The following is a 21299-nucleotide window of genomic DNA, read 5'->3' on the forward strand; positions in this document are numbered from 1 at the left end:
GCCCAAAAAAGCATCGACTGCATATGCCTATTGCTCGATACAACAGGGAATTTTAACTGAACGCGAGACATCTCCGACTGCTGTTGACGACAACGCGGGCGCCGATCGGCAGGGTCAGGTTTTCGGGGCGGTGCCCTGACGGCAGACCGGCCCAGACCGGGATCCCCGAGGATGCGGTCAGGTCGAGGACCCTTTGCCACAGCCATTCCTGATCCACCGGGCCGGTTTCGGAATGCCGGGTGTCGCCAGGGGAGAAATCGCCGAGGAGGATCGCCGCCGCCTCATCAAACTTGCCGGCGATGGCGAGCTGGGTCAGCATCCGGTCAAGACGGTACAGGGGCTCATTGACATCCTCGAGCACGACGACCAGGCCCTGCCAGGAAAAATCGAACCGGGTGCCGAGGAGGGAGGTCAGGCTGGTGAGATTGCCGCCGGCCAGGATACCTTCGACGTTGGCCCCTCCCCTAAGAATCTCGAGGGATGGGAAGGTGAAGGTGTTGCGCCAGGCACCGGTCAGGCAGTGATACAGGCGCTCGATGGCGTTCGGCGGCGAGGCGGCGAGGGTGGTCAGGACCGGGCCATGCAGACCGATCAGCCCGAGCGAGGCCAGCAGGTGGTTGTGGATCAACGTGATATCGGAAAAGCCGACGAGCAACTTCGGATGGGCCCGCACCAGATCGAGGTCGATACCGCCCAGCATCCGCAGGCTGCCGTAGCCGCCGCGCACGGCGAAGATCGCCGCGGAGCGATCGTCGGCAAAGGCCCGGTTCAGTTCTTCCGCCCGGGCGGCATCGCTGTCGGCAAGAAAGCCGCTGCCGGGCCACAGCCGCTCGGGATAACGGACGATGAACCCCATCTGGTCGAGGACGGCCAGGCCCGAGCGGAACGGCTCGATTGATTGCGGCCGGCCGGCGGGGGCGACGACCTGAATCACATCGCCCCTTTTCAGGGCGGGGGGGATGATCCGGGCCTTCATCGGTCTCTTTTCTTGTCGTAAATGATGCGCAGCCCTTCGAGGGTGAGATTGGGATCGATATGGCCGATCAGCGTGGCGTAGGGTGAGATGAGCCGGGCCATGCCGCCGGTGGCGATCACCTCGACATGTTTTCCTTCCCCGACCATCTCCCGGCTGATCCCTTTGGCCAGGCCGTCGATCATCGCCCCGTAGCCGAAAAGAATGCCGTTGCGCATCGCCTCGACGGTCGTGGTGCCGATGATGTTCTCCGATCTCGCCGACACGTCGATGTGCGGCAGCTTGGCGGTCCTGGTGGCCAGGGCCTCGAGCGAGATGCCGATCCCCGGGAAGATGATGCCGCCGATGTATTCGCAGCGGGCGGTAACGCAATCGAAGGTGATCGCCGTGCCGAAGTCGATGACGACCAGGTCGCTCCGGAATTGCTCCCAGGCGGCGATGCCGTTGACAAGCCGGTCGGCGCCGACCTCGCCGGGGTTGTCGGTGCGGATGGTGATCAGGTCGCCGACCGTTGCCGCCGAAACGGTCAGCGGCGATTGATGAAGGTTCGGCGCCAGATGTTCTCGGCAGCAGCTGACCCAGGCGGCCTCCAGATTGGGGACGACGCTGGCGATGACGATGCCGGTGATGCGGCGCGCATCGATGCCGGCCATGGCAAAGAGCGCATTGCTGTTGATCGCCAGCTCGTCGGCGGTCTTATCCCGGTCCGATTTGAGCCGCCATTGACCGACGAGCCGGTCGCCGTCGTACAGACCCGTCACCGTATGGGAGTTGCCGATATCGATAACAAAGAGCATGGGATTCCTGTGCTGGTTGATTGATGGTGGTTGATGCGGTCATTCCGTTTCGCCACAATAGACCAAGGCGGGGAAAAATGAAAGATTCGGCGATCGGTGCAGCGAAAAAGTCTCCGCCGCCCCTCTCCTGCGGCACAGGGGATGCAGGAACACCGCACCGTATTTGATTGTCAACGCCCCAGGGATATTATAATATGTCGGCATGTCACGGTTTTCATGACAAATGCGGGACGCGGCCATCCTGCCGCCGCCTGAAACTCCGCACGTGACAGGCGGCGGTGTCGCTCATGGGGACAGCGCGCCCCCGCAGGCATCCCGAGGCAGGGTATCCCCGGGCGATCCCCGGTCGGTACTCACCCCGGGTGAGCGATGGCCGCATCGCCTCCTTGCGGCAATTCAATATAGTGGAGTCAGGATGACGGTACCAAGGCTGGTCGCCAAAATTGAGTCCGAGGAACCGACCCTGCGGCTGGCGGTGTTGATCGATGCCGACAACGCTCAGGCCGCGGTCATTGAAAACCTCCTTGCCGAGATCGCCCGCTATGGCGAGGCGACCGTCAAGCGAATCTACGGCGACTTCACCGCGCCGACGAGCGCTTCCTGGAAAAAGGTGCTGCAGCGTTACGCGATCAAGCCGGTGCAGCAGTTTGCCTACACCACCGGCAAAAACGCCACCGACAGCACGCTGATCATCGATGCGATGGATCTGCTCTATACCCGCAAATTTGACGGGTTCTGCCTGATCACCAGCGACAGCGACTTTACCGGCCTGGCGATGCGCCTGCGCGAAGAGGGGCTGACGGTGCTTGGCTTCGGGGAGAAGAAAACCCCGGAGGCATTCCGCAACGCCTGCCATAAGTTCGTCTTTACCGAGGTGCTGCGCCGCGAGGCGGCGGTCCATGCCGAGAAACAGCACCCGGTCGAGCACGGCAGAAAGTCGGGGGCACCCGTCAAGGCGGCCACTCCCGCCGAGTCCACGAGTGATGGCGCCGGTCCGCCGAGTGAGTTCCCCAAGGATTTTGTCCTGGCGGCGCTGGAGCAGTCGACCGACGATGCCGGCTGGGCCCAGCTCGGCACCTTCGGCAGCTATCTCACCAAGCTCCAGCCCGACTTCGATTCCAGGCTCTACGGCTACAAAAAGCTCTCCGACCTGGTCAAGGCCAGAAGCGATCTGTTCGAGACGGAAGAGCGGAAAATATCTGGAACCACCCAGAAGGTTCTGTACCTCCGGGCCAAATAATACCGCATACAGGCGGTAACGATGCTGCCGAGATACAGTTATTAACATTATATTAATTGCTTATGACTGAAATGGGTACCCCGATCCTGATCACCACGACCTTCGAAAACGAACAGGACGCCGAGAGGCTCGCCAGAATCCTGCTGGAGCAGCGGCTGGCAGCCTGCGCCCGGGTTTCGGTTGCGGGAAAGAGCATGTACTGGTGGCAGGGCCGGATCAGCGAGGCGCAGGAGTACGAGCTTACGCTGAAAAGCACCCGGGAACTGTATCCGGAGATCGAGGCCCTGATACAGGCTGAACACCCTTACCAGACGCCGGAAATAGTCGCCACCGCCTTTGTTGCCGGCAGTGCCGCCTATTTCGCCTGGCTGGAGGAGGAGCTGCGGCAATGACCGACAAGCATCAGGGCCCGCGCCCGGCCGGCTACCGCAAACGCAAGCTCGGCGAGTACCAGTGCCATTGCTGTAAGAAAAAAAAACCGTTCTGCTGGAGTTGCCCCTGCGGTTTTCAGATCTGCGACGCATGTTTCCGGGAGAACAAGTGGGGGATCAGCAACGGCCCCACCTGGATCTGTCCCGACTGCGAGCGTATCCGGATGACCTGATCCGGACTGACCTCCACACGCCCCCACGCCAGTCCCTGCCGTTGACATACGATCCCGCCCCTGCTTGGGACATTGATGGCGGTAGATGCCGCAGAAGAAGCAGCTGAAAGCCCGGTGCCGGGCGCGCCGGATGGACCGGATCGATCGCGGTTGCCAAACCGATTGAAATGAAATAGTATGGCTTCCACATCTCAACCAAGCCCTGCGCTAACAGCCAAACATGAACGTATCTACGCATAATTACGACGAAAGCAAGATCAAGACTCTGAGCTCTCTGGAGCATATCCGCAAGCGTCCGGGGATGTATATCGGTCGCCTCGGCGACGGTTCGAATCAGGACGACGGGGTCTATATCCTGCTGAAAGAGATCGTTGATAACGCCATTGATGAATTCATCATGGGGTTCGGCAAACGGGTCAACATCTCCATCGCCGACAACGGCCTGGTCAGGGTGCGCGATTTCGGCCGAGGCATCCCGCTCGGCAAGATCATCGACTGCGTGTCGATCATCAATACCGGGGCCAAGTACAATACCGATGTCTTCCAGTTTTCCGTCGGCCTCAACGGGGTGGGGACCAAGGCGGTCAATGCCCTGTCCGAACATTTCCAGGTAACGGCCTTCCGGGAAGGCCAGTTTGCCTCGGCCCGATTCTGCCGCGGGATTGTTGTCGAGCAATCGGAAGGGGAGACCGCTGAGAAAAACGGCACCCTGATCGAGTTTCAGCCGGACAGCGAGATCTTCCCCGAATTCGTCTTCGATCCTGCCTTCATCGACAAGAGGATGTGGCGGTACGCCTATCTCAACGCCGGATTGAAGATATATGTCGGCAGGAATCTCTACCATTCCGCCAACGGCCTGCTCGATCTGCTGGCCAAAGAACTGGCGGAGGAGAACCTCTACACCCCGCTCTACTACAAGGACGACACCCTCGAATTTGCCTTCTCCCATACCGATTCCTACAGCGATAATTATTACACCTTCGTCAACGGCACCTATACCAGCGAAGGAGGAACCCATCTCTCCGCCTTTCGGGAAGGGGTGTTGAAGGGGATCAACGAGTACGCCAAGAAGGTGTTCGTCAATACCGACGTCCGCGACGGTCTCGTCGGCACCCTGGCGATCAAGGTCAAGGAACCGGTATTCGAATCGCAGACGAAGAACAAACTGGGCAACACCGAGGTGCGCTCGTGGATCGTCGCCAAGGTCAAGGATGCCGTCTGCAGTTCGCTGTACAAGGATACCGAGGCGGCGGAAATCCTGATCGACAAGATCCATCGCAACGAAAAGGTCCGCAAGGAACTGCACAGCGTCAGGCTGGAGGCCAGGGCCAAGGCCAAGAAGGTGGCGCTGAAAATCCCGCAGCTCAAGGACTGCAAGCACCATCCCTCCAAGGGCAAGCCGTCGCCGGAAGGGCGACGGAACATGATGTTCATCACCGAGGGCCAGTCGGCCTCCGGCTCGATCGTGTCGGCCCGCGACCCGATGATCCAGGCCGTCTTTTCCCTCAGGGGCAAGCCGATGAACGTCGTCGGCCAGAAGATGGCGATTCTCTATAAAAACGAAGAGCTGTATTCACTGATGCGGGCCCTCGACATCGAGGAATCGATCTCCAATCTCCGCTACGACCAGGTCATCCTGGCCACCGATGCCGATGTCGACGGCCTCCATATCCGCAACCTGCTGCTGACCTTCTTTCTCCATTACTTCGAGCCGCTGGTCAAACTGGGGTACGTCTATATCCTCGAGACCCCGATCTTCAGGGTCCGCAATCAGCAGCAGACGATCTACTGCTATTCGGAGAAGGAAAAAATCGAGGCCACCCGACAGCTGAAAGGGCAGGGGAGCAGGCAATTGACGGTCGAGACCACCAGGTTCAAGGGGCTGGGCGAGATTTCGCCGAAGGAGTTCAAGCAGTTCATCGGTCCGGATATTCGCCTGAAAAACGTCACCCTCGACTCCATCAGCGAGGTCAACAAGGTGCTCTCCTTTTATATGGGCAAGAATACGCCGGACAGAAAACAATATATCATGGACAACCTGCTCTGATCAGGCCTGTCATGACCTGCCTTGTCCCACCAAGGCCTCTCGTTCAACCAGTGTGTACACTTAAGCCATGGAATTCAGTCCGGGAAAACTGCAGAAGCTCTTCGAATTCAATTTTCTTGAATACACCTCGTATGTGATCAGGGAAAGGGCGATCCCCTCGATCGAGGACGGGCTGAAGCCGGTGCAGCGCCGCCTCCTCCAGACCCTGATCAATATGGAGGACGGCCGCTACCACAAGGTCGCCAACGTCGTCGGCGAGACGATGAAGCTGCACCCGCACGGCGACGCCTCGATCTTCGCCGCCCTGGTCAACCTTGCCAACAAGGGCTATCTCATTGACCGCCAGGGGAATTTCGGCAACATCTACACCGGCGACCAGGCCTCGGCGGCCCGGTATATCGAATGCCGGTTGTCGCCGCTCGCCAAAGAGGTCCTGTTCAACAAAGATCTCACCGAATTTATCGATTCCTACGACGGGAGAACGGTCGAACCGGTGACCCTGCCGGCCAAAATACCGCTCCTGCTGCTTCAGGGATCCGATGGCATCGCCGTCGGTATGGCGACCAAGATCCTGCCGCACAATTTCTGTGAATTGCTCGAGGCCCAGAAAAAGATCCTCCGCAACGAGGATTTCGTTGTCTATCCCGACTTCCAGCAGAAGGGATTCATCGATGTCACCGACTACGAGGACGGCAATGGCCGGGTCCGCTGCCGGGCGAAAATCGAAGAAGTCAACGACAAGACCATCGTCATCCGGGACATCCCGTACTCGACGACCACCCAGTCGTTGACCGACTCGATCGAACGGGCGGCCAAGGCCGGCAAGATCAAGATTGTCTCGATCAACGACTATACCGCCGAAAACGTGGAGATTGAGATCAAGCTGGCGCGCGGTGTCTATGCCAAGGACACCATCAAGGCGCTGTACGCCTTCACCGACTGTGAGATCCCGATTTCACCCAATCTGACGCTGATCCGCGGCAATAACCCGGAAACCTCGACCGTCAGCGATGTCCTCAGGTACAACACGGCAAAGCTCCAGGTCGACCTGACCCGGGAATTGGAGATCGACCTGGGGCGGCTGCAGGAGAAACTGCATGCCCGGCTGCTCGAGCAGATCTTCATCGAGGAACGTCTCTACAAGGATATCGAAGAAGAGACGAGCTATGCGGCGGTAATAAAATCTGTGGAAAAATCTCTGGTGCCGTTCGCCGGCGAACTGGTGCGGGCGGTAACCAGGGAAGATATCGAGAAACTGCTGGAGATCCGGATCAAGCGGATCTCGCGTTACGACATCAATCGGCAGCACAAAGAGATCCGGGACATTCGCAAGGAAATCGCATCGATCGAGAAAAGCCTCAAGGATACGGTGGGGTATACGATCTCCTATCTCGACCGGCTGCTTGAGAAATATGGCCCCCTCTACCCCCGCAATACCGAAATCCGCGCCTTCTCCGAGGTGAGTGTACGCAAGGTGGCGCCCGCCAATCTGCTGGTCAGCTACAACCGTGAATCCGGCTTCATGGGCCACCAGATCAAGAACGAAGATGAAGCCCAGGAGCAGGCCATCGCCTGTTCCGAATACGATCGACTGCTCCTCTTATTCAGCAACGGCGTGTACAAGGTCATTCCGGTGACGGACAAACTCTTTGTCGGCCCGGAACTCGAATGGTTCGGCAAGGTCGAGAAGGATCTCGTCTTTAATGTATTGTATAGGGATGGACAGGAAAACATTGTTTATGCGAAACGATTCAAAACTCCAAGTTTTATTTTAGAGAAAGAATACCGGATATTTCCCGAGCACAAACGATCAAAAATCCTGCTGCTGACTTTTGGCGAGGGCAGGAGTGCCCACGTCAGCCTGATGCCGTCTTCACGGGCGAAGAGCAACGTCCTCAATGTCCTTTTTGATGATTATCTCGTCAAAAACCCCCTCGCCAAGGGAAAGAGGATATCAAACCGAATTGTCAGGAAGGTTGTCGAAGGGGCGCCTGATCTGCGGCTCAATGCAGAGAAAAGGCAGATGCCCACACTGCCCGGATTCGTCATCGAGCCACCCGAGGACGGTGACCAGACGGACGATGGGTCGATGGCCGACGGCGATGGGGAGGATCTCATCTGATTCGCTGTGATCGATCCATTGCCCGACAGAGAGGCGGCAACGAATCGTCATTCGATTCAGAATATTTATCCAATAGATCAATATATTATGATCATCACTTAATGTTTTGGATGAAATCTTCCCTTAAGGGAATGCTGCCCCGCATGGTAAATCTCGACCTCTAACGGATCACCGGGGCCGAGATCCGTGTGCTGGTCGACATGGACAATGTGGTTGGTCCCGGTCCTGCCCTGGAAGCCACTGTCACCGGTGCTTTCGATCATTATTTCCTGGCGTGATCCCACGTAGGCGCCGTTACGCTCCAGACTGATTTCATCCTGTCTTCTCTGGAAGATGGCGAGACGTTCAGATTTCACCTGTTCACTGATTTTTCCATCGAAATTGCATGATCGGACACCGGGACGATCCGAATACTTGAAGGAAAATGATCCGTGAAAGCGGACACGCTCCAGCAAGTCCATGGTCAAGGCAAAATCCTCATCGGTTTCTCCCGGAAATCCAACAATAATATCTGTGGTCAAGGCGAGATCGGGGCGGCAGGCAAACAGGGCTTCGACCCTTTCGAGATAATCGGCGACCGTATAATGCCTGTTCATCCTCTTCAACACCGCGTCTGAACCGGACTGGACGGGAAGATGAAACTGCGGGCAAAGTATGGCGATATCGCGGAAACATCCAATCAGTTCATTGGACAGATCCTTAGGATGCGAGGTGGTGAAGCGCAGCCGATGCAACCCCCTGATTTCAGCAACTTGATGAAGAAGTTCAGGAAAAGAGCAGGGGCGGGCGGTTCCGTTCGGCTTCCGGCCATAGGAATTGACGTTCTGGCCAAGCAGGGTGATCTCTTTCACCCCCTGATCGACGAACTTTCTGACTTCCGCAACAATATCCTGCGCACTGCGGGAAATCTCCCGCCCCCTGGTGTACGGCACCACACAGTATGAGCAGTAATTATCACATCCCTGCATGATCGTGACAAAACGCCTGAAGGGGTGCAGATCACCTGTCGAGCCGATAGCCTCCCGGTCAGTGGGAAGAAAAGCCGGAATCTGGAAGGCCTTGCTCATGCCGGTGGCAATCACCGGCCGACCGGTCTCGGTAGTACGGGCAATATATGTCCCCAGATCATAGATATTCTGAGTCCCCAGGACCAGATCGACATGGGGCATGCGTTGTATGAGATGATCGCCCTCCTGCTGGGCGACACAGCCGGCGACACAGATCTTCATCCCTGGCCTCTGGGTTTTGATCTTCCTTAAGGCGCCGAGCAGGCTCATCACTTTCTGTTCCGCTTTGGCTCGAATCGTGCACGTATTGAGGATGACCAGGTCGGCGGATTCCATGTCATTGCACTCAACATAACCATGGCTTGAGAGAATCTGGCCCATGATCTCCGAATCACGCTCGTTCATTTGACAGCCGAATGTCTTTATAAATACATTTTTTAACATTATATTAAACAGATATTGACCATAATTAATGTTTTTTCAAGATTTTCGAGAGGCTTCCAAGTAATTCCAAGATCTCTCTTTTGCAACCTGGCGCGAATCGAATAACAATCACTCCGTGCTTCTCGGGCCAACTCGAGAGAACCCCCATATTGTCGTAGCCCTCGAGAATGCTTTTCAACAAATGAAACTTCTCTTCAGAAATCCGCAGAAAGAACCGTTCCATTTTCTTCAGGTTTTGCATTATCGCTATACGGTAATTATTGAATCCTGTGTTCCGAATTGCCCCTCGTATCGGTCCAGAAGAGGGTAAACCGTTTCCTTGAGATATTCCTCGGTCTGTTCGGGAGCCCGCCCGACAAAGCCGCTCTGATCGCCGATGATCTCTTCGAGTTCGTCAAAAGAAAATGGCACCCGATCGTCGTCGGCCAACCGCCGCATCAAGTCGTTGTCCTCGCCTTGCTCCTTGACGGCTCTTCCGGCAGCAACGGCATGTTCCTTGACGATCTCATGGATATCCTGTCGGCTCATGCCTCGATTCACTGCCTCCATCAAGATTTTCTCAGTGGCCATAAACGGAAGCTCGGCCAGGATATGACGACTGGCTTGTTTCGGAAATACAACCATATCCGAGGTTATATTCATATACAGCTTGAGTATTGCGTCAGTCAGCAGAAAACACTGGGGTATATCCATTCTGCGGATCGCCGAATCGTCGAGGGTCCGTTCAAACCACTGATTGCTGAAGGTTGCCGCGAAATTCGGGACCAACCCCATCAGCTTTCGGGCCAGGCCGGTCATCCGTTCCGCACGCATCGGGTTTCTCTTGTAGGCCATGGCCGAGGAACCTGTCTGATTCTTTTCAAACGGCTCCTCCAGGACCTTGAGATTGGAGAGGAGGCGGAGGTCGACGGCGAATTTATGGGCCGACGCCCCGATCCCGGCCAGCGTCTCCGCCATCTTCATGTCCAATTTGCGGGTATAGGTCTGACTGGTCACAGCAAATGTTTCGCTGAATCCAAGCTTTTCGGCAACTCTCTGATCCATGAGTCGAACTTTCTCGTGATCTCCCTTGAACAGATCAAGGAAGGTTGCCTGGGTGCCGACGGTACCTTTTGCCCCCCGGGCCTTCAATTGTGACAGAAACATCTCTATATAATCAAGATCCATGATCAGATCCTGGATATACAGAGTAATTCGCTTGCCGATGGTGACAGGCTGAGCCGGTTGGTAGTGGGTGTAGCCAAGAGTCGGTAATTGTCGGTATTTATAAGCAAAATCGGCAAGATTTTTGATCGCCTGGAGCAGGGCGCTCTTGATGAGCGCAAACGCCTCCCGCTGGATGATCAGGTCGGTATTGCAGACAACAAATTGAGACGTGGCGCCAAGGTGGATAATGCCGCTGGCCTTGGGGCATTTGAGTCCGAACTCGTACACATGCGCCATGACGTCGTGGCGTATCTCTCGTTCCTTGGCCGCGGCGATCTCGTAATCGATGTTTTCGCAATTGGCCCGCATTTCGTCGAGCATTTCGGCAGTGATGATATCCGTCAGACCGAATTCATATTGGGATTCCGCCAAGGCGAGCCAGCATTTACGCCAGGTAGTGAACTTCTTTTTCTCAGAGAAGAGCTGCTGCATCGCCTTGCTGGTATATCTGCTGACCAGGGGCTCCTGATAGACATCTCTGTTCATATACAACTCCTCCGGATATGGCCAAATAGATTATGTTTGATTGCTATCTCGCTGATATATCGTTCTTCATGTGATATGCAATGGCATTGCAAAATAGGTATCTTTGAAGAGTATGCCTTATACCATTTTTCCTGCCAAAGCAAAACCTCCCACCGATATTCAGTTAATTTTAAATGTCGCATAATGTATATTATGTATAGCAAGATAATACTTTGTATTTACATAACAAATTATAATCATCGTGTCATTTAGCACCTGCTCTCAGCTGCTTGAGTTTTTTAAATCGAGGACCAGCACCTGCCATTGCAGATTGCCGTTGAATCTGTTCGGGGCAAGCGAATACACCACTTCACACTCCCTGCCCTCTCTGGCGACCTTGATCTTGTCGCCAAGATGAAAACCGATTCCCTTGCATGGCCTCCCATTGGCCCGGAAGGAAATCTGCAGATGTTCCTTTTTGCTGCCGACCTGTTGCACTTCCACAATGGTTGCCTTTTTGTCGACAAAAACTGGTCGATCATTTCCCTGGCCGAACGGTTCACACAGCAAGAGGATATTGAGATAGCCAGGATTGAAGATCTCCTGGATTGAAATTTCGGCTTCGGGTATCAATCCGGGCAGCGATTTTTCAACTGGTAACGACTTCACCACCGAAGAAAATTTATTTTTGAATTCCTGCAGGTTGCCTTCCTGCAGGGACATTCCGGCGGCAGCCCTGTGACCTCCGTAAGACTCCAGGAAGTCCTGGCATGCATGTAAAACATATGTAATATCAATATGTTCAGTACTTCGACAGGATCCTTTCAAGATCTTCGAATTGCCCCTGCCATTATCAATCGCCGAAAGAACAATAACCGGGGTCTTGAGCAGTTCCATCAACCGTGATGCCAGGATGCCGAGAATGCCATGATGAAAAGCGCCATGGACGATGCAACAGCGCCTTGACTGAACTTCAAATTGATCGATCAAAGTTAAAGCTTTTTCTAGGTCATCGTCGCATGTTTTCTTCCTCAGGTTATTTAATCTCTCCAATTTCCTCGCCATTTTTGTTGCCTCAGATTCCCCCCTGCAGATAAGGAGCTGAACGGCAAGATCTGCGTGCGCCATTCTACCCGCCGCATTGATCTTGGGCCCGAGCTGAAATCCGACATCATCGGCAAATATTTTGCCGTCGGCTATTCCCGAGGTCGCAAGAAGTGATCGCAAACCTGGAAGCTCGGTTTTCTCAAGAACCTCAAGCCCGGCTCGAACCAGAACCCGGTTCGTTTTCCGCAGCGGGACCATGTCCGCTATCGATCCCAACGCGGCAAACGAGAGCAAATCCTTGAGATTCGGCTCGGTCTGCTGCTGGAACCAGCCCCGCTCTCGCAGCGTGGATCGCAATCCTGCCGCAAGATAGAAGGCGAGACCGACGCCGGCGAGGTGCTCGCCGAAGAAACCGCAGTCTGGTTGGTTGGGGTTGATGATAATGCAAGGCGGCAGGCCGTCGGCCGCTATCTGGTGATGGTCCGTTACGATCGCCGTCGCCCCCCATTGCTGCAGGGCGACAATTTCGCTGCAATTCGATATTCCGCAATCGATTGTGATCAACAGATAGCTGAAATCGTCGATTTTTTCTCCAATCTTCCGCAGATGTTCAATATTCAACCCATATCCTTCCGACACACGATCGGGGACATGCCAATGGACATCCTTGCCGATGCTGCGGAAGAATGAGATCAACAGGGCGATGCCGGTCGTCCCGTCGACATCGTAATCGCCCCACAGGACGATATTGCGGTTGCTGGCGAGGGCGGCGGCGATGCAATCGACTGCTTCCCGCATCCCCTTCATCAGAAAGGGAGAAGGAAGGTCGCCAAGGTGGGGATAGAAAAAACCTTCGACCTCCTTTTTGCCTGTGAGTCCCCTTCTCTCCAGGATTTTTACCAGGGCTTCAGGGATGTCTTCGTAGCGAATGGATTTTTTTCCGGCCATCGGCGCTCAGGAATTTACGGCATGCAGGGAAGTTGATCGCGCCAGGAGGCAATACGCTCGATGATCGGTGTGGAAGCGGCAACAGTGTGCCACTCCAACTGACGCATACCGTTGAACCAGGTATACTGCCGCTTGGCATATCGCCTCGTGTCTCTCGATAAATACATTAATGTTTGTGCCAATGTCCACGTTTTATCGATATAGTTGATAATGTGCCTGTAGCCGATAGACTGGAGGGAAGGCAGCTCCTTGCGATATCCGCGCGCCAGCAGCCCCCGCACCTCCTGCTCCAGGCCATCGGCGATCATCCGGCGGCAGCGTGCGTTGATCCGGTCATACAGCGTCTGCCGATCGCAGGTGAGGCCGATCTGCAGCATGTCGCCCCAGGCCGCCGGGGCTGACCTGCCTCTGTGTTCCTGCAGGTGCGACGACCACGAAATACCGGTGCACTGATAGATCTCCAGGGCCCGGAGCAGGCGCTGACTATCGTTGACATGGATCCGTGCCGCCGAGGGAGGGTCGCAGGCGGTAAGCTCCCGGTGCAGTTGTGCCGCCCCTTCGGTGGCCAATCTTTCCTGCAGTCTCGCCCGGATCCGGTGATCGACCGGCATGCACTCGAAGATGCCGTCGACCAGGGCCTTGAGGTACAATCCGGTGCCGCCGGTCAGCAGCGGCAGTTTGTTGCGCCGGTGGATGGCGAAGATGGCAGCGGTGGCATCGCTGACAAATCTGGCCGCATCGTACCGCTCGTCGGGATCGATGATGTCGATCAGATGATGCGGCACCCTGGACCGCTCGGCGATACCGGCCTTGGCCGTACCGATGTCCATATATCTGTAGACCTGCATCGAATCGACACTGACGATCTCGCAATCAAATCGCTCCGCGATCTCCAGCGAAAGGGCCGTCTTGCCGATCGCCGTCGGACCGACAAGGACAAGCACCGGCGGCATTGACTGCGGAATGGCACTCATCGGGGGGCAGCGAAGGAAAATTGCGGTTCGAGTTGACGGGCCCGCTTGGTGCCGATACCGGGAACCTGGAGCAGGTCCTCCCCGCTATGGAATACAACCCCATCCTGACGGACCCGGACGATCTCCGAGGCCAGGTGCGGGCCGATCCCGTCGACGGTCTCCAGCAGTCTGGCGTCGGCACGATTGATGGGGATCGGGTGGAAGAAAAAAGGCGCCAGATCCGGCCGGATTTGTTCAAAGCCGGTCGGATCCGGGCAAGCCCCACTGCTGCAGAGCGCAAGGCCCCCGCCATCCCATTGCAATTGCTGCGCCACCGGGGCGGTTTCATTGGCCCGATGTTCCGGCAACATGGTCCTGCCGGACAAGGTGATATGCAGCAGCGCCGCAAATACCAAAAGCATCATGATGCGTCTGTCGGGACCAGGTGCTGACATTGGATGTATTGATTTTTGACTTCGGGAAACAGGATTCGATTTGCCGCTTCAATCGTGAATGTAGTCTCAGGGGATCAAAATGCAAGGCCATCGTGAGCCGGACCGCCCGGCGCAGGCCAGATTTCCCTTGTTTTCATGGTCGGCATTCAGTATAGCTCCTGTGCCTTACGAAATAACGTCTCGCCAGCTGCCAGGGAAGAACATGCACCAACAGGATCGCTTTCACATCGTGCTCGTCGAGCCGGAAATCCCGCCCAATACCGGGTCGATCGCCCGCCTGTGCGGGGCCACCGACTCCGTCCTCCACCTGGTGCACCCACTGGGATTTTCCACCTCCGACAAACATCTCAAGCGGGCCGGTCTCGATTATTGGGAACATGTCGACATCGTCCATTGGGAAAACCTCGACGCGTTTCTCCGGGCCCAGGATGAGCGCCAACTCTTTTTCTTTACGACCAAGGTGAAAAGATCGTATATTGAGGCCTCATTCCAGCCCGGAGACTGTCTGATATTCGGCAGGGAGACCAAAGGACTGCCGGAGGAAATTCTCTCGTTGTACTATGACCGTTGTTATACCGTTCCGATGAAAAACACGAATATTCGCAGCCTCAACCTTGCAATGACCGCCGGCATCGTCTTATATGAGGCAATCCGCCAGATCGGCCTGCACGGGGAGTGTCTCTGAGTACCCTGTTTCCGTCTGCAGTGCAACATCATCCCCATTCATCATTATTTTACAAAGGAGATATATTCATGGTCGAGCGTGTTTTTAATTTCAGTCCCGGTCCTGCCGTCCTTCCTTATGAGGTGCTGGAACAGGCCTCCCGCGATGTCGTCAACTTCCAGGGCCTGGGCATGGGGCTTATCGAGGTGAGTCATCGCTCGAAACAGTTTATCGCGGTCATGGATGAGGCCGAGGCCCTGCTGCGTGAACTGATGGGAATTCCTGATAACTACAAGGTGCTGTTCCTCCAGGGCGGTGCCTCGAGCCAGTTTTTCATGGTGCCGATGAATCTTCTCGGTCCCGGCAAGAAGGCCACCTATCTCAATACCGGGACCTGGTCGAAGAAGGCCATCAAAGAGGCCAAACTGTTCGGCGAGGTCGAGGTCGCCTATTCGAGCGAGGAGATCAAGTTCGTCCGGGTGCCGACGCCGGATGAGTATACGGTCAGCGCCGAGTCGGAATACCTCTACCTTGTCTCCAACAATACCATCTATGGCACCGCATTTCCGGAATTTCCGGTGGTCGACACAATACTGGTCAGCGATATGTCCTCGGACATTCTCTCCCGGCAATTCGATGTCAGCCGCTTCGGCCTGATCTTCGCCGGCGCCCAGAAGAACCTCGGACCGGCCGGCGTCACCATCGTCGTCATCAGGGAAGACCTGCTCGATCGCGCCCCGGCCACCACCCCGACCATGCTGAACTACAAGACCCATGCGGAAAAAGGGTCGATGTTCAATACCCCGCCCTGCTTTGCGGTCTATGTCGTCGGCCTGGTGTTGAAGTGGCTGAAGAAGCTTGGCGGCGTTGCGGCGATCGAGAAGATCAACCGCGAGAAGGCGGCCCTGCTCTACGCCAAAATCGACGAGAGCGGCTACTATCGCGGCCATGCCGAACCGGCATCCCGGTCGCTGATGAATGTCACCTTCAACCTCGCCACCCCGGAGCTCGAGGCCAAATTCATCGCCGAGGCCACCGCCATCGGGCTGAACGGCCTCAAAGGCCATCGTTCCGTCGGCGGCTGCCGGGCCTCGATCTACAACGCCTTCCCGCGTGAAGGGGTGGTCAAACTGGTCGAGTTCATGCGCCAATTCGAACTCGCCAACCCGGCCTGACCCATCTGCCGCTGATGCACTATGAAGGAACAGTCATCCGGCCGCCCAGCGAGGCCTTTTCGATCATCCTCCAGGTGACGGTCGGATGTTCCTACAACAAGTGCACATTCTGCGGGGCCTTCAAGGACAAACGGTTCAGGGTCAAGACCGATGAGGAGATCGACGACGATCTCCGTTTTGCGTCCCAACACTGCCGGCGCCAGAATCGCGTCTTCCTCGCCGACGGCGATGTCCTCATCCTGCCACAACACCGTCTGTCGGCGCTGCTCGGCAGGATCCGCGCGTCTCTGCCGTGGGTGAAAAAAATCTCCCTCTACGGCAACGCCCGCTCCATCCGCTCCAAAACCGTCGCCGACCTCGCCGTGCTGAAGGGCCAGGGACTGGACCGGATCTACATGGGGCTCGAGAGCGGCTGTGACGAGGTGCTCGAGCGCATCCACAAGGGGGAGACTGCCGCCACCATGATCGAGGCGGCGCAGCGGGTCAACGACAGCGGTCTGTTCCTCTCCGCCACCATCTTGCTGGGCCTGGGCGGTATCGAGCTGTCGGAGATCCATGCCCGTCAGTCCGCCGCCGTCCTCAACCGCATGGCGCCGCGCCAGGTCGCCGCCCTCACCCTGATGCCGCTGCCGAATACGCTGATCGGCCGTCAATACCAAAGCGGCCTGTTCCGACTTCCCGATCAGCTGGGGATCCTCAGGGAGCTGCGGACCCTGGTCGCCGGGCTGGAATTATCGCGGTCGATGTTCCATGCCAACCACGCCTCCAACTACCTCCCGATCGAAGGGGTGTTGAGCAAGGACAAGCACAGGATCCTCGCGGCCATCGAACTCGCCCTGGCCGGGCATACCCCGCTGGTCCCCGACAACATGAGGGCGTTATAATGGAAATGCGAACCGATCTGCGCAATTTCGACCAGCAGGGGCTGATCACGTTTGTCGAGGAGCTCGGTCAACCGGCCTTTCGCGGCCGGCAGATGATGCCGTGGATCTATCGCCCGGGGATCACCCGCATCGAGGAGATGACCGATCTCGCCAAGGATTTTCGGCGGATCCTCGCCGAACATGCCTATATCTCGCGGTTCGACGACCCGATTGTCGAAAAGGCGATGGACGGCACGGCGAAGTTCGGTTTCCGCCTTCACGACGGCAACATCATCGAGTCGGTGCTGATCCCCGAGCCGGACCGCAACACCCTCTGCATCTCCTCCCAGGTCGGCTGCGCGATGCACTGCGCCTTCTGCCTGACCGGGACCATGGGAATCATCAGGAATCTTGCCCCGGCCGAAATCGTCAACCAGGTCTGCGCCGCCCGCGATTATCTGCTCGCCGAACCGGAGGAAACCCTGATCGGTCCCCGGGCGGTGACCAACCTGGTGTACATGGGAATGGGTGAACCGCTCAACAACCTCGAAAATGTCCTGACCTCCCTCTCCATCCTGACCGAACAGAAGGGGCTCGACCTGACCGGCCGACGCATCACCGTCTCGACCTGCGGCATCGTGCCGAAGATGCACGAGCTCGGCCGCCGTTCCACCGCCAACCTGGCGGTGTCGCTCCATGCCGTCGATGACGAGACCCGGAACAGGCTGATGCCGGTGAACCGGATCCATCCCCTGGATGCCCTGTTCGAGGCCTGCCGGACCTATCCGATGCCGAAACGGCGTCGGATCATGTTTGAATACCTGATGCTCGACGGCGTCAACGATTCCCCCGCCGAGGCCCGCGAGCTGGCGCGGCGGTTGCGCCTCATCCCGTGCAAGATCAACCTCCTGCCGTACAACAATTGTCCCGACCTCCCCTATCGCAGTTCCCCGATGGAAAAGATCCTGGCCTTCCAGAAGATCCTCATGGATGCCCATTATTCGGTTTTCATCCGCAGCAGTCGTGGTGCCGATATCCTCGCCGCCTGCGGACAGCTTGCCGGTGAGCGCAACCCGAACCAAAGGAGCGAATGATGCCAGAACTGTACGATACCCGTGCCTGGGAATATCTGGAGAAAAGCAGCCACGACAGGGCGACCATCAGGCATCGCCGCCGGTTGCAGATCGCCGAAACGGCAGCGCATACAAGCTATCCGCAGGCGGCCAAGATCGAACTGCCGCTGGACTGGTCGCTGCAGGAGACCCGGTTGCAACCGCTGCTCCAGAACCGGCGCTCGCTGCGCCGCTATCATGCATCCAATCAGCTGAATTTGAACGAAGTTTCGTTTCTGTTATGGGCCTCGCAGGGGATCACCGCGAGGATGGGCGGGCATCTGCTGCGGACCGCACCGTCGGCCGGGGCCCTGTATCCGATCGAGACCTACCTGGTGATCGAAAAAGTGGCCGACCTGAGCTCCGGCCTCTATCATTTCGATGCCGAGCGGTTTCAGCTGGAACGGCTTGGCCCCGAGGTGCGCGGCAAGGATGCCGCCCGGGTCTGCCTCAATCAGGACTTCATCGCCGAGGCCAACCTGACCTTATTCTGGACGGCGATCTTCAGGCGCTCCATGGCCAAATACGGGGAACGCGGCTTCCGCTACCTCTTTCTCGATGCCGGTCATATCTGCCAGAACCTGCTGCTGGCGGCGGAAGCGATCGGGTGCGGCGGCTGTCCGATAGCCGCCTTTTACGATCAGGAGGCCAATCGCCTGATCGGGATCGACGACCGTAACGAGCGGTTGCTGTACGCCGCCAGTATCGGCAGGAAATAGTCTCACGTTGCGGGGCCGATCCGCAGCAATGGTCGCCGGAAGGTCGGCTGCCCTCCCCGCCCGCATTCACGCCCCGATTCCTCTCTTGTCCATCAGAGGGTGACAACGAGATTGATACAACCGATCAGAAAGCCCAGGATAGCGCCGAACAGATTGATATACTTGAACTGTTCCTCCATGATCGAGAGCAGCAGGCGTTCCAGGCGCAGCAGGTCGAGGGAGTTGACCTTGTCGGCGACTATCTGCCTGATATTGAGCGAATCGACCAGCCCCGGAACCTCCAGCTCCAGCATGTCGGAAAGCATGGTCCGGATCGAGTTGCAGATCCCGTCCCGCACATCGACCGGCAACAGGCTCGAGAGTTTGCCGATCGGTCGGTTGAGGAGGGCGGTGAGCATCGTCTCGATCATCGAATCGAGGGTGGCCAGGGTTTCCTTGCGGCGCAGCAGGGCCGTCCCCTCTTCCCTGATCCACGCCTTTCCGGCCTCAAGCCCCGATTGGCCGACGAAATCGACAATCGCCCCCCGGATCGAGAGCTGGCCGCCGTCGATTGCGGTCTCGATATTGGTCTTCAGCATCGATGACAGGGCGACGTGGATATCCTTTTCCCGCAGCAGGGGCATCATCCGTTCGGTCAGACCATGGCAGAACCGTTCGATCCTGCCATCGTCCTCCAGGGGGACGAGGGAGCGGACCGGCTGGTCGAACAGCGCCTGGCAACGACCGGCCAGGACCTCGGCCACCCGGGTGCGCACGTCCTCACTCTGGAGCCAGGCGGCGATATCGTCTTCCTTGTCGATGAGGTAATCACGGATCTTCTGCTCCACCGTGTCCATCTTCAGGAAGCCGCGGGCCATGGCCGCCATCGGCCCCAGGGAGGCGATGAAGCTTTCCACCCCGGTCCTCGCCCCCTGGACCACCCGGTCGCGAATTTCCGGATCCTGCAGCATGGTTGAAAGGCGGAGCAGCAGTCCCGGGGTTTCCTGTCTGATCAGTGTGACCATCGTCTCCTGCAGCGGCAGCGGCAGGACATCCCGCAGGATCTTGTCCTGGCTGATGATCCCGTAGATCTTGTGCTGCAGGAACTCCTCGAGCCACCTCTCCATCGCCGAGCCCGACAGCATCCTGGCAATGGTATCCTCGACGAACCGATAGGTCGTTTCACGCTCCTTCCCCGTCAACACCTCCCCGATATCGCGGGCAAGAAAGTGCTCCATCCGCCGGTCGAGCGAAGCGGCCACCCTGGCGGCGAACTCCGGCGATTGGATGAAGGCATGGATGTGATCCTTGACCTGGAATCTGATGGTCTTGACGGCGATATCGAAATACACACCGAATTTTGGCGGGACGATCGACGCAATGGGACCGAGATCGCGGCGCAGCAGGTTGCCGACACGTTCCTCGATCAGGGTCTGGAGATGGTGCTGGAAGGACGGCTGGGTCAGGGCATGACCGATCTCCCTGCTGGTCAGGAGATGGTCGCCGACCATCTCCCCCATGTTTACGGCGAGTTCCTGCCGCTTCGCCGGAATGACGCCGGGGGTCATCGGCACCCGGATGCCGAGAATGCGCCAAGGCCTGAGCGGCCTGAACAGCATCTTGATGGCGACCTTATTGGTGATATAGCCGATGAAGGCCCCCAGCAGCGGCGGCGCAATGTATTGGAGGTAGGGGGGGAAATCAGCAGCGGCAGGAAAGGGCATGTTCGACAATCTCCAGTGGATGGCTGACGATCAGGTCAGCATGGTGTTCCTGCAGTTCGCGACGATCACGGAATCCCCACAGAACCCCGATGGTAAGCATCCCGGCCGACTTGCCGGTCTGCATGTCGACGGCGGTATCACCGATATACAGGCATTCGGCAGGCTCAACGTGGAGCAGCGCGGCGATTTCCAGGGCTCCGGCGGGACTGGGTTTTTTCTCGACCCCGGGACGCTGACCGAAGACGGCATCGAATTTCTGCGCCGGAAAGAAATAGCGAATAAACTCCCGGGTGAATTCATGGGGCTTGTTGGACAGTACGGCGAGTTTCAGACCGGCATTTTGCAGGCTGGACAACATAGCATGGATTCCAGGATAAGGGCAACTGTTTCTCTGCCATCTGGCGGCGTAGGCCTGAGTGAACTCGGCAAGGCAACGCGCACACGCATCTTCCGAAAGGGCCGGCGGGACAATCCTGCGGATCAGGGTCGCCATGCCGTCGCCGACAAAATACCGGTAGGCCTCGACGGGATGCTGCGGATAGCCGGCAGCGGCCAGCATCTCGTTGGCGGTCTCGGCCAGATCCTGCAGGGAGTCGACCAGCGTGCCGTCAAGGTCGAAGACTGCGGTTCGATACAACATGGAAATATCTCCCCATTTGATGGAAATTCCCGGGCACCCGAGCCGGGACAGTTCATTTTCTCTGGTGTTTCCCATATGCGAAACTGCTCCAATATAACGGAAAACTTCGGAAATA

General features: G+C 57.3%; 20 protein-coding genes. 10 read left to right on the forward strand and 10 right to left on the reverse strand.

Features of this window, described 5'->3' with window-relative positions:
- Positions 1 to 52: 52 nt before the first annotated feature.
- Positions 53 to 976, reverse strand: a complete 924-nt coding sequence (locus tag ACWGKN_RS06515) for a S66 peptidase family protein (RefSeq protein WP_452094903.1) — start codon at positions 974 to 976, stop codon at positions 53 to 55.
- The gene (locus ACWGKN_RS06520) at positions 973 to 1770 is read right to left on the reverse strand and encodes a type III pantothenate kinase (RefSeq protein WP_035227659.1); all 798 of its coding nucleotides are present in this window, start codon (positions 1768 to 1770) and stop codon (positions 973 to 975) included. The genes ACWGKN_RS06515 and ACWGKN_RS06520 overlap by 4 nt, the downstream gene beginning before the upstream one ends.
- A 415-nt stretch (positions 1771 to 2185) precedes the next feature.
- On the opposite strand from ACWGKN_RS06520, the gene ACWGKN_RS06525 reads away from it, so the two are divergent.
- From ACWGKN_RS06525 to ACWGKN_RS06545, 5 genes are all read left to right on the forward strand, one after another.
- On the forward strand, positions 2186 to 3010 hold the full coding sequence (locus ACWGKN_RS06525; protein WP_035227657.1) for an NYN domain-containing protein: 825 nt from the start codon (positions 2186 to 2188) through the stop codon (positions 3008 to 3010).
- Positions 3011 to 3081: 71 nt separating this feature from the next.
- The gene (cutA, locus tag ACWGKN_RS06530; RefSeq protein WP_035227655.1) at positions 3082 to 3402 is read left to right on the forward strand and encodes a divalent-cation tolerance protein CutA; all 321 of its coding nucleotides are present in this window, start codon (positions 3082 to 3084) and stop codon (positions 3400 to 3402) included.
- Positions 3399 to 3614: a hypothetical protein gene (locus tag ACWGKN_RS06535; RefSeq protein ID WP_035227653.1), complete on the forward strand. Its 216-nt coding sequence runs from the start codon at positions 3399 to 3401 to the stop codon at positions 3612 to 3614. The genes cutA and ACWGKN_RS06535 overlap by 4 nt, the downstream gene beginning before the upstream one ends.
- Positions 3615 to 3834: 220 nt before the next feature.
- Complete coding sequence (locus ACWGKN_RS06540; RefSeq protein WP_035227651.1) at positions 3835 to 5661, forward strand: DNA topoisomerase IV subunit B; 1827 nt, start codon at positions 3835 to 3837, stop codon at positions 5659 to 5661.
- Positions 5662 to 5728: 67 nt separating this feature from the next.
- Positions 5729 to 7783 carry a DNA topoisomerase IV subunit A gene (locus ACWGKN_RS06545; protein WP_452094904.1) on the forward strand — a complete coding sequence of 685 codons (2055 nt, stop codon included), beginning with the start codon at positions 5729 to 5731 and terminating at the stop codon, positions 7781 to 7783.
- 98 nt (positions 7784 to 7881) lie between these two features.
- On the opposite strand, the gene miaB is transcribed toward ACWGKN_RS06545, so the two are convergent.
- The 6 genes from miaB to ACWGKN_RS06575 all read right to left on the reverse strand — a co-directional run bounded on the left by miaB (position 7882) and on the right by ACWGKN_RS06575 (position 14278).
- On the reverse strand, positions 7882 to 9234 hold the full coding sequence (gene miaB, locus ACWGKN_RS06550; protein ID WP_424253449.1) for a tRNA (N6-isopentenyl adenosine(37)-C2)-methylthiotransferase MiaB: 1353 nt from the start codon (positions 9232 to 9234) through the stop codon (positions 7882 to 7884).
- A 25-nt stretch (positions 9235 to 9259) separates the two neighbouring features.
- Positions 9260 to 9475, reverse strand: a complete 216-nt coding sequence (locus ACWGKN_RS06555; RefSeq protein ID WP_035227647.1) for a DUF4911 domain-containing protein — start codon at positions 9473 to 9475, stop codon at positions 9260 to 9262.
- 5 nt (positions 9476 to 9480) lie between these two features.
- On the reverse strand, positions 9481 to 10926 hold the full coding sequence (gene purB, locus ACWGKN_RS06560; protein ID WP_424253447.1) for an adenylosuccinate lyase: 1446 nt from the start codon (positions 10924 to 10926) through the stop codon (positions 9481 to 9483).
- A gap of 261 nt (positions 10927 to 11187) precedes the next feature.
- The gene (recJ, locus tag ACWGKN_RS06565; RefSeq protein WP_035227641.1) at positions 11188 to 12900 is read right to left on the reverse strand and encodes a single-stranded-DNA-specific exonuclease RecJ; all 1713 of its coding nucleotides are present in this window, start codon (positions 12898 to 12900) and stop codon (positions 11188 to 11190) included.
- A 14-nt stretch (positions 12901 to 12914) separates the two neighbouring features.
- Positions 12915 to 13874: a tRNA (adenosine(37)-N6)-dimethylallyltransferase MiaA gene (gene miaA, locus ACWGKN_RS06570; protein WP_035227639.1), complete on the reverse strand. Its 960-nt coding sequence runs from the start codon at positions 13872 to 13874 to the stop codon at positions 12915 to 12917.
- Positions 13871 to 14278, reverse strand: coding sequence for a ComEA family DNA-binding protein (locus ACWGKN_RS06575; RefSeq protein WP_424253445.1), 408 nt, complete (start codon positions 14276 to 14278; stop codon positions 13871 to 13873). Before ACWGKN_RS06575 ends, miaA begins: the two co-directional genes overlap by 4 nt.
- Before the next feature lie 232 nt (positions 14279 to 14510).
- Between ACWGKN_RS06575 and ACWGKN_RS06580 the strand changes: the two genes are divergently transcribed.
- The 5 genes from ACWGKN_RS06580 (at position 14511) to ACWGKN_RS06600 (ending at position 18841) form a co-directional block, all read left to right on the forward strand.
- Positions 14511 to 14993, forward strand: coding sequence for a tRNA (cytidine(34)-2'-O)-methyltransferase (locus ACWGKN_RS06580; protein ID WP_035227637.1), 483 nt, complete (start codon positions 14511 to 14513; stop codon positions 14991 to 14993).
- Positions 14994 to 15061: 68 nt separating this feature from the next.
- The gene (gene serC / locus ACWGKN_RS06585) at positions 15062 to 16147 is read left to right on the forward strand and encodes a 3-phosphoserine/phosphohydroxythreonine transaminase (protein ID WP_452094905.1); all 1086 of its coding nucleotides are present in this window, start codon (positions 15062 to 15064) and stop codon (positions 16145 to 16147) included.
- Between the two features lie 14 nt (positions 16148 to 16161).
- Entirely contained in the window at positions 16162 to 17031 is an 870-nt protein-coding gene (locus ACWGKN_RS06590) for a radical SAM protein (RefSeq protein WP_452094906.1), read from the forward strand.
- Positions 17028 to 18104, forward strand: a complete 1077-nt coding sequence (rlmN, locus tag ACWGKN_RS06595) for a 23S rRNA (adenine(2503)-C(2))-methyltransferase RlmN (RefSeq protein ID WP_452095316.1) — start codon at positions 17028 to 17030, stop codon at positions 18102 to 18104. Before ACWGKN_RS06590 ends, rlmN begins: the two co-directional genes overlap by 4 nt.
- Positions 18101 to 18841: a SagB/ThcOx family dehydrogenase gene (locus tag ACWGKN_RS06600; protein ID WP_424253438.1), complete on the forward strand. Its 741-nt coding sequence runs from the start codon at positions 18101 to 18103 to the stop codon at positions 18839 to 18841. The genes rlmN and ACWGKN_RS06600 overlap by 4 nt, the downstream gene beginning before the upstream one ends.
- A gap of 92 nt (positions 18842 to 18933) precedes the next feature.
- Here the strand turns inward: ACWGKN_RS06600 and ACWGKN_RS06605 are convergent, their stop codons facing one another.
- Entirely contained in the window at positions 18934 to 20544 is a 1611-nt protein-coding gene (locus ACWGKN_RS06605; RefSeq protein WP_452094907.1) for a DUF445 family protein, read from the reverse strand.
- A complete protein-coding gene (locus tag ACWGKN_RS06610; protein WP_035227724.1) occupies positions 20522 to 21184 on the reverse strand; it encodes an HAD family hydrolase in 663 nt (220 codons plus the stop codon). Before ACWGKN_RS06610 ends, ACWGKN_RS06605 begins: the two co-directional genes overlap by 23 nt.
- Positions 21185 to 21299: the final 115 nt, after the last annotated feature.

Source organism: Desulfoprunum sp. (assembly GCF_053613775.1).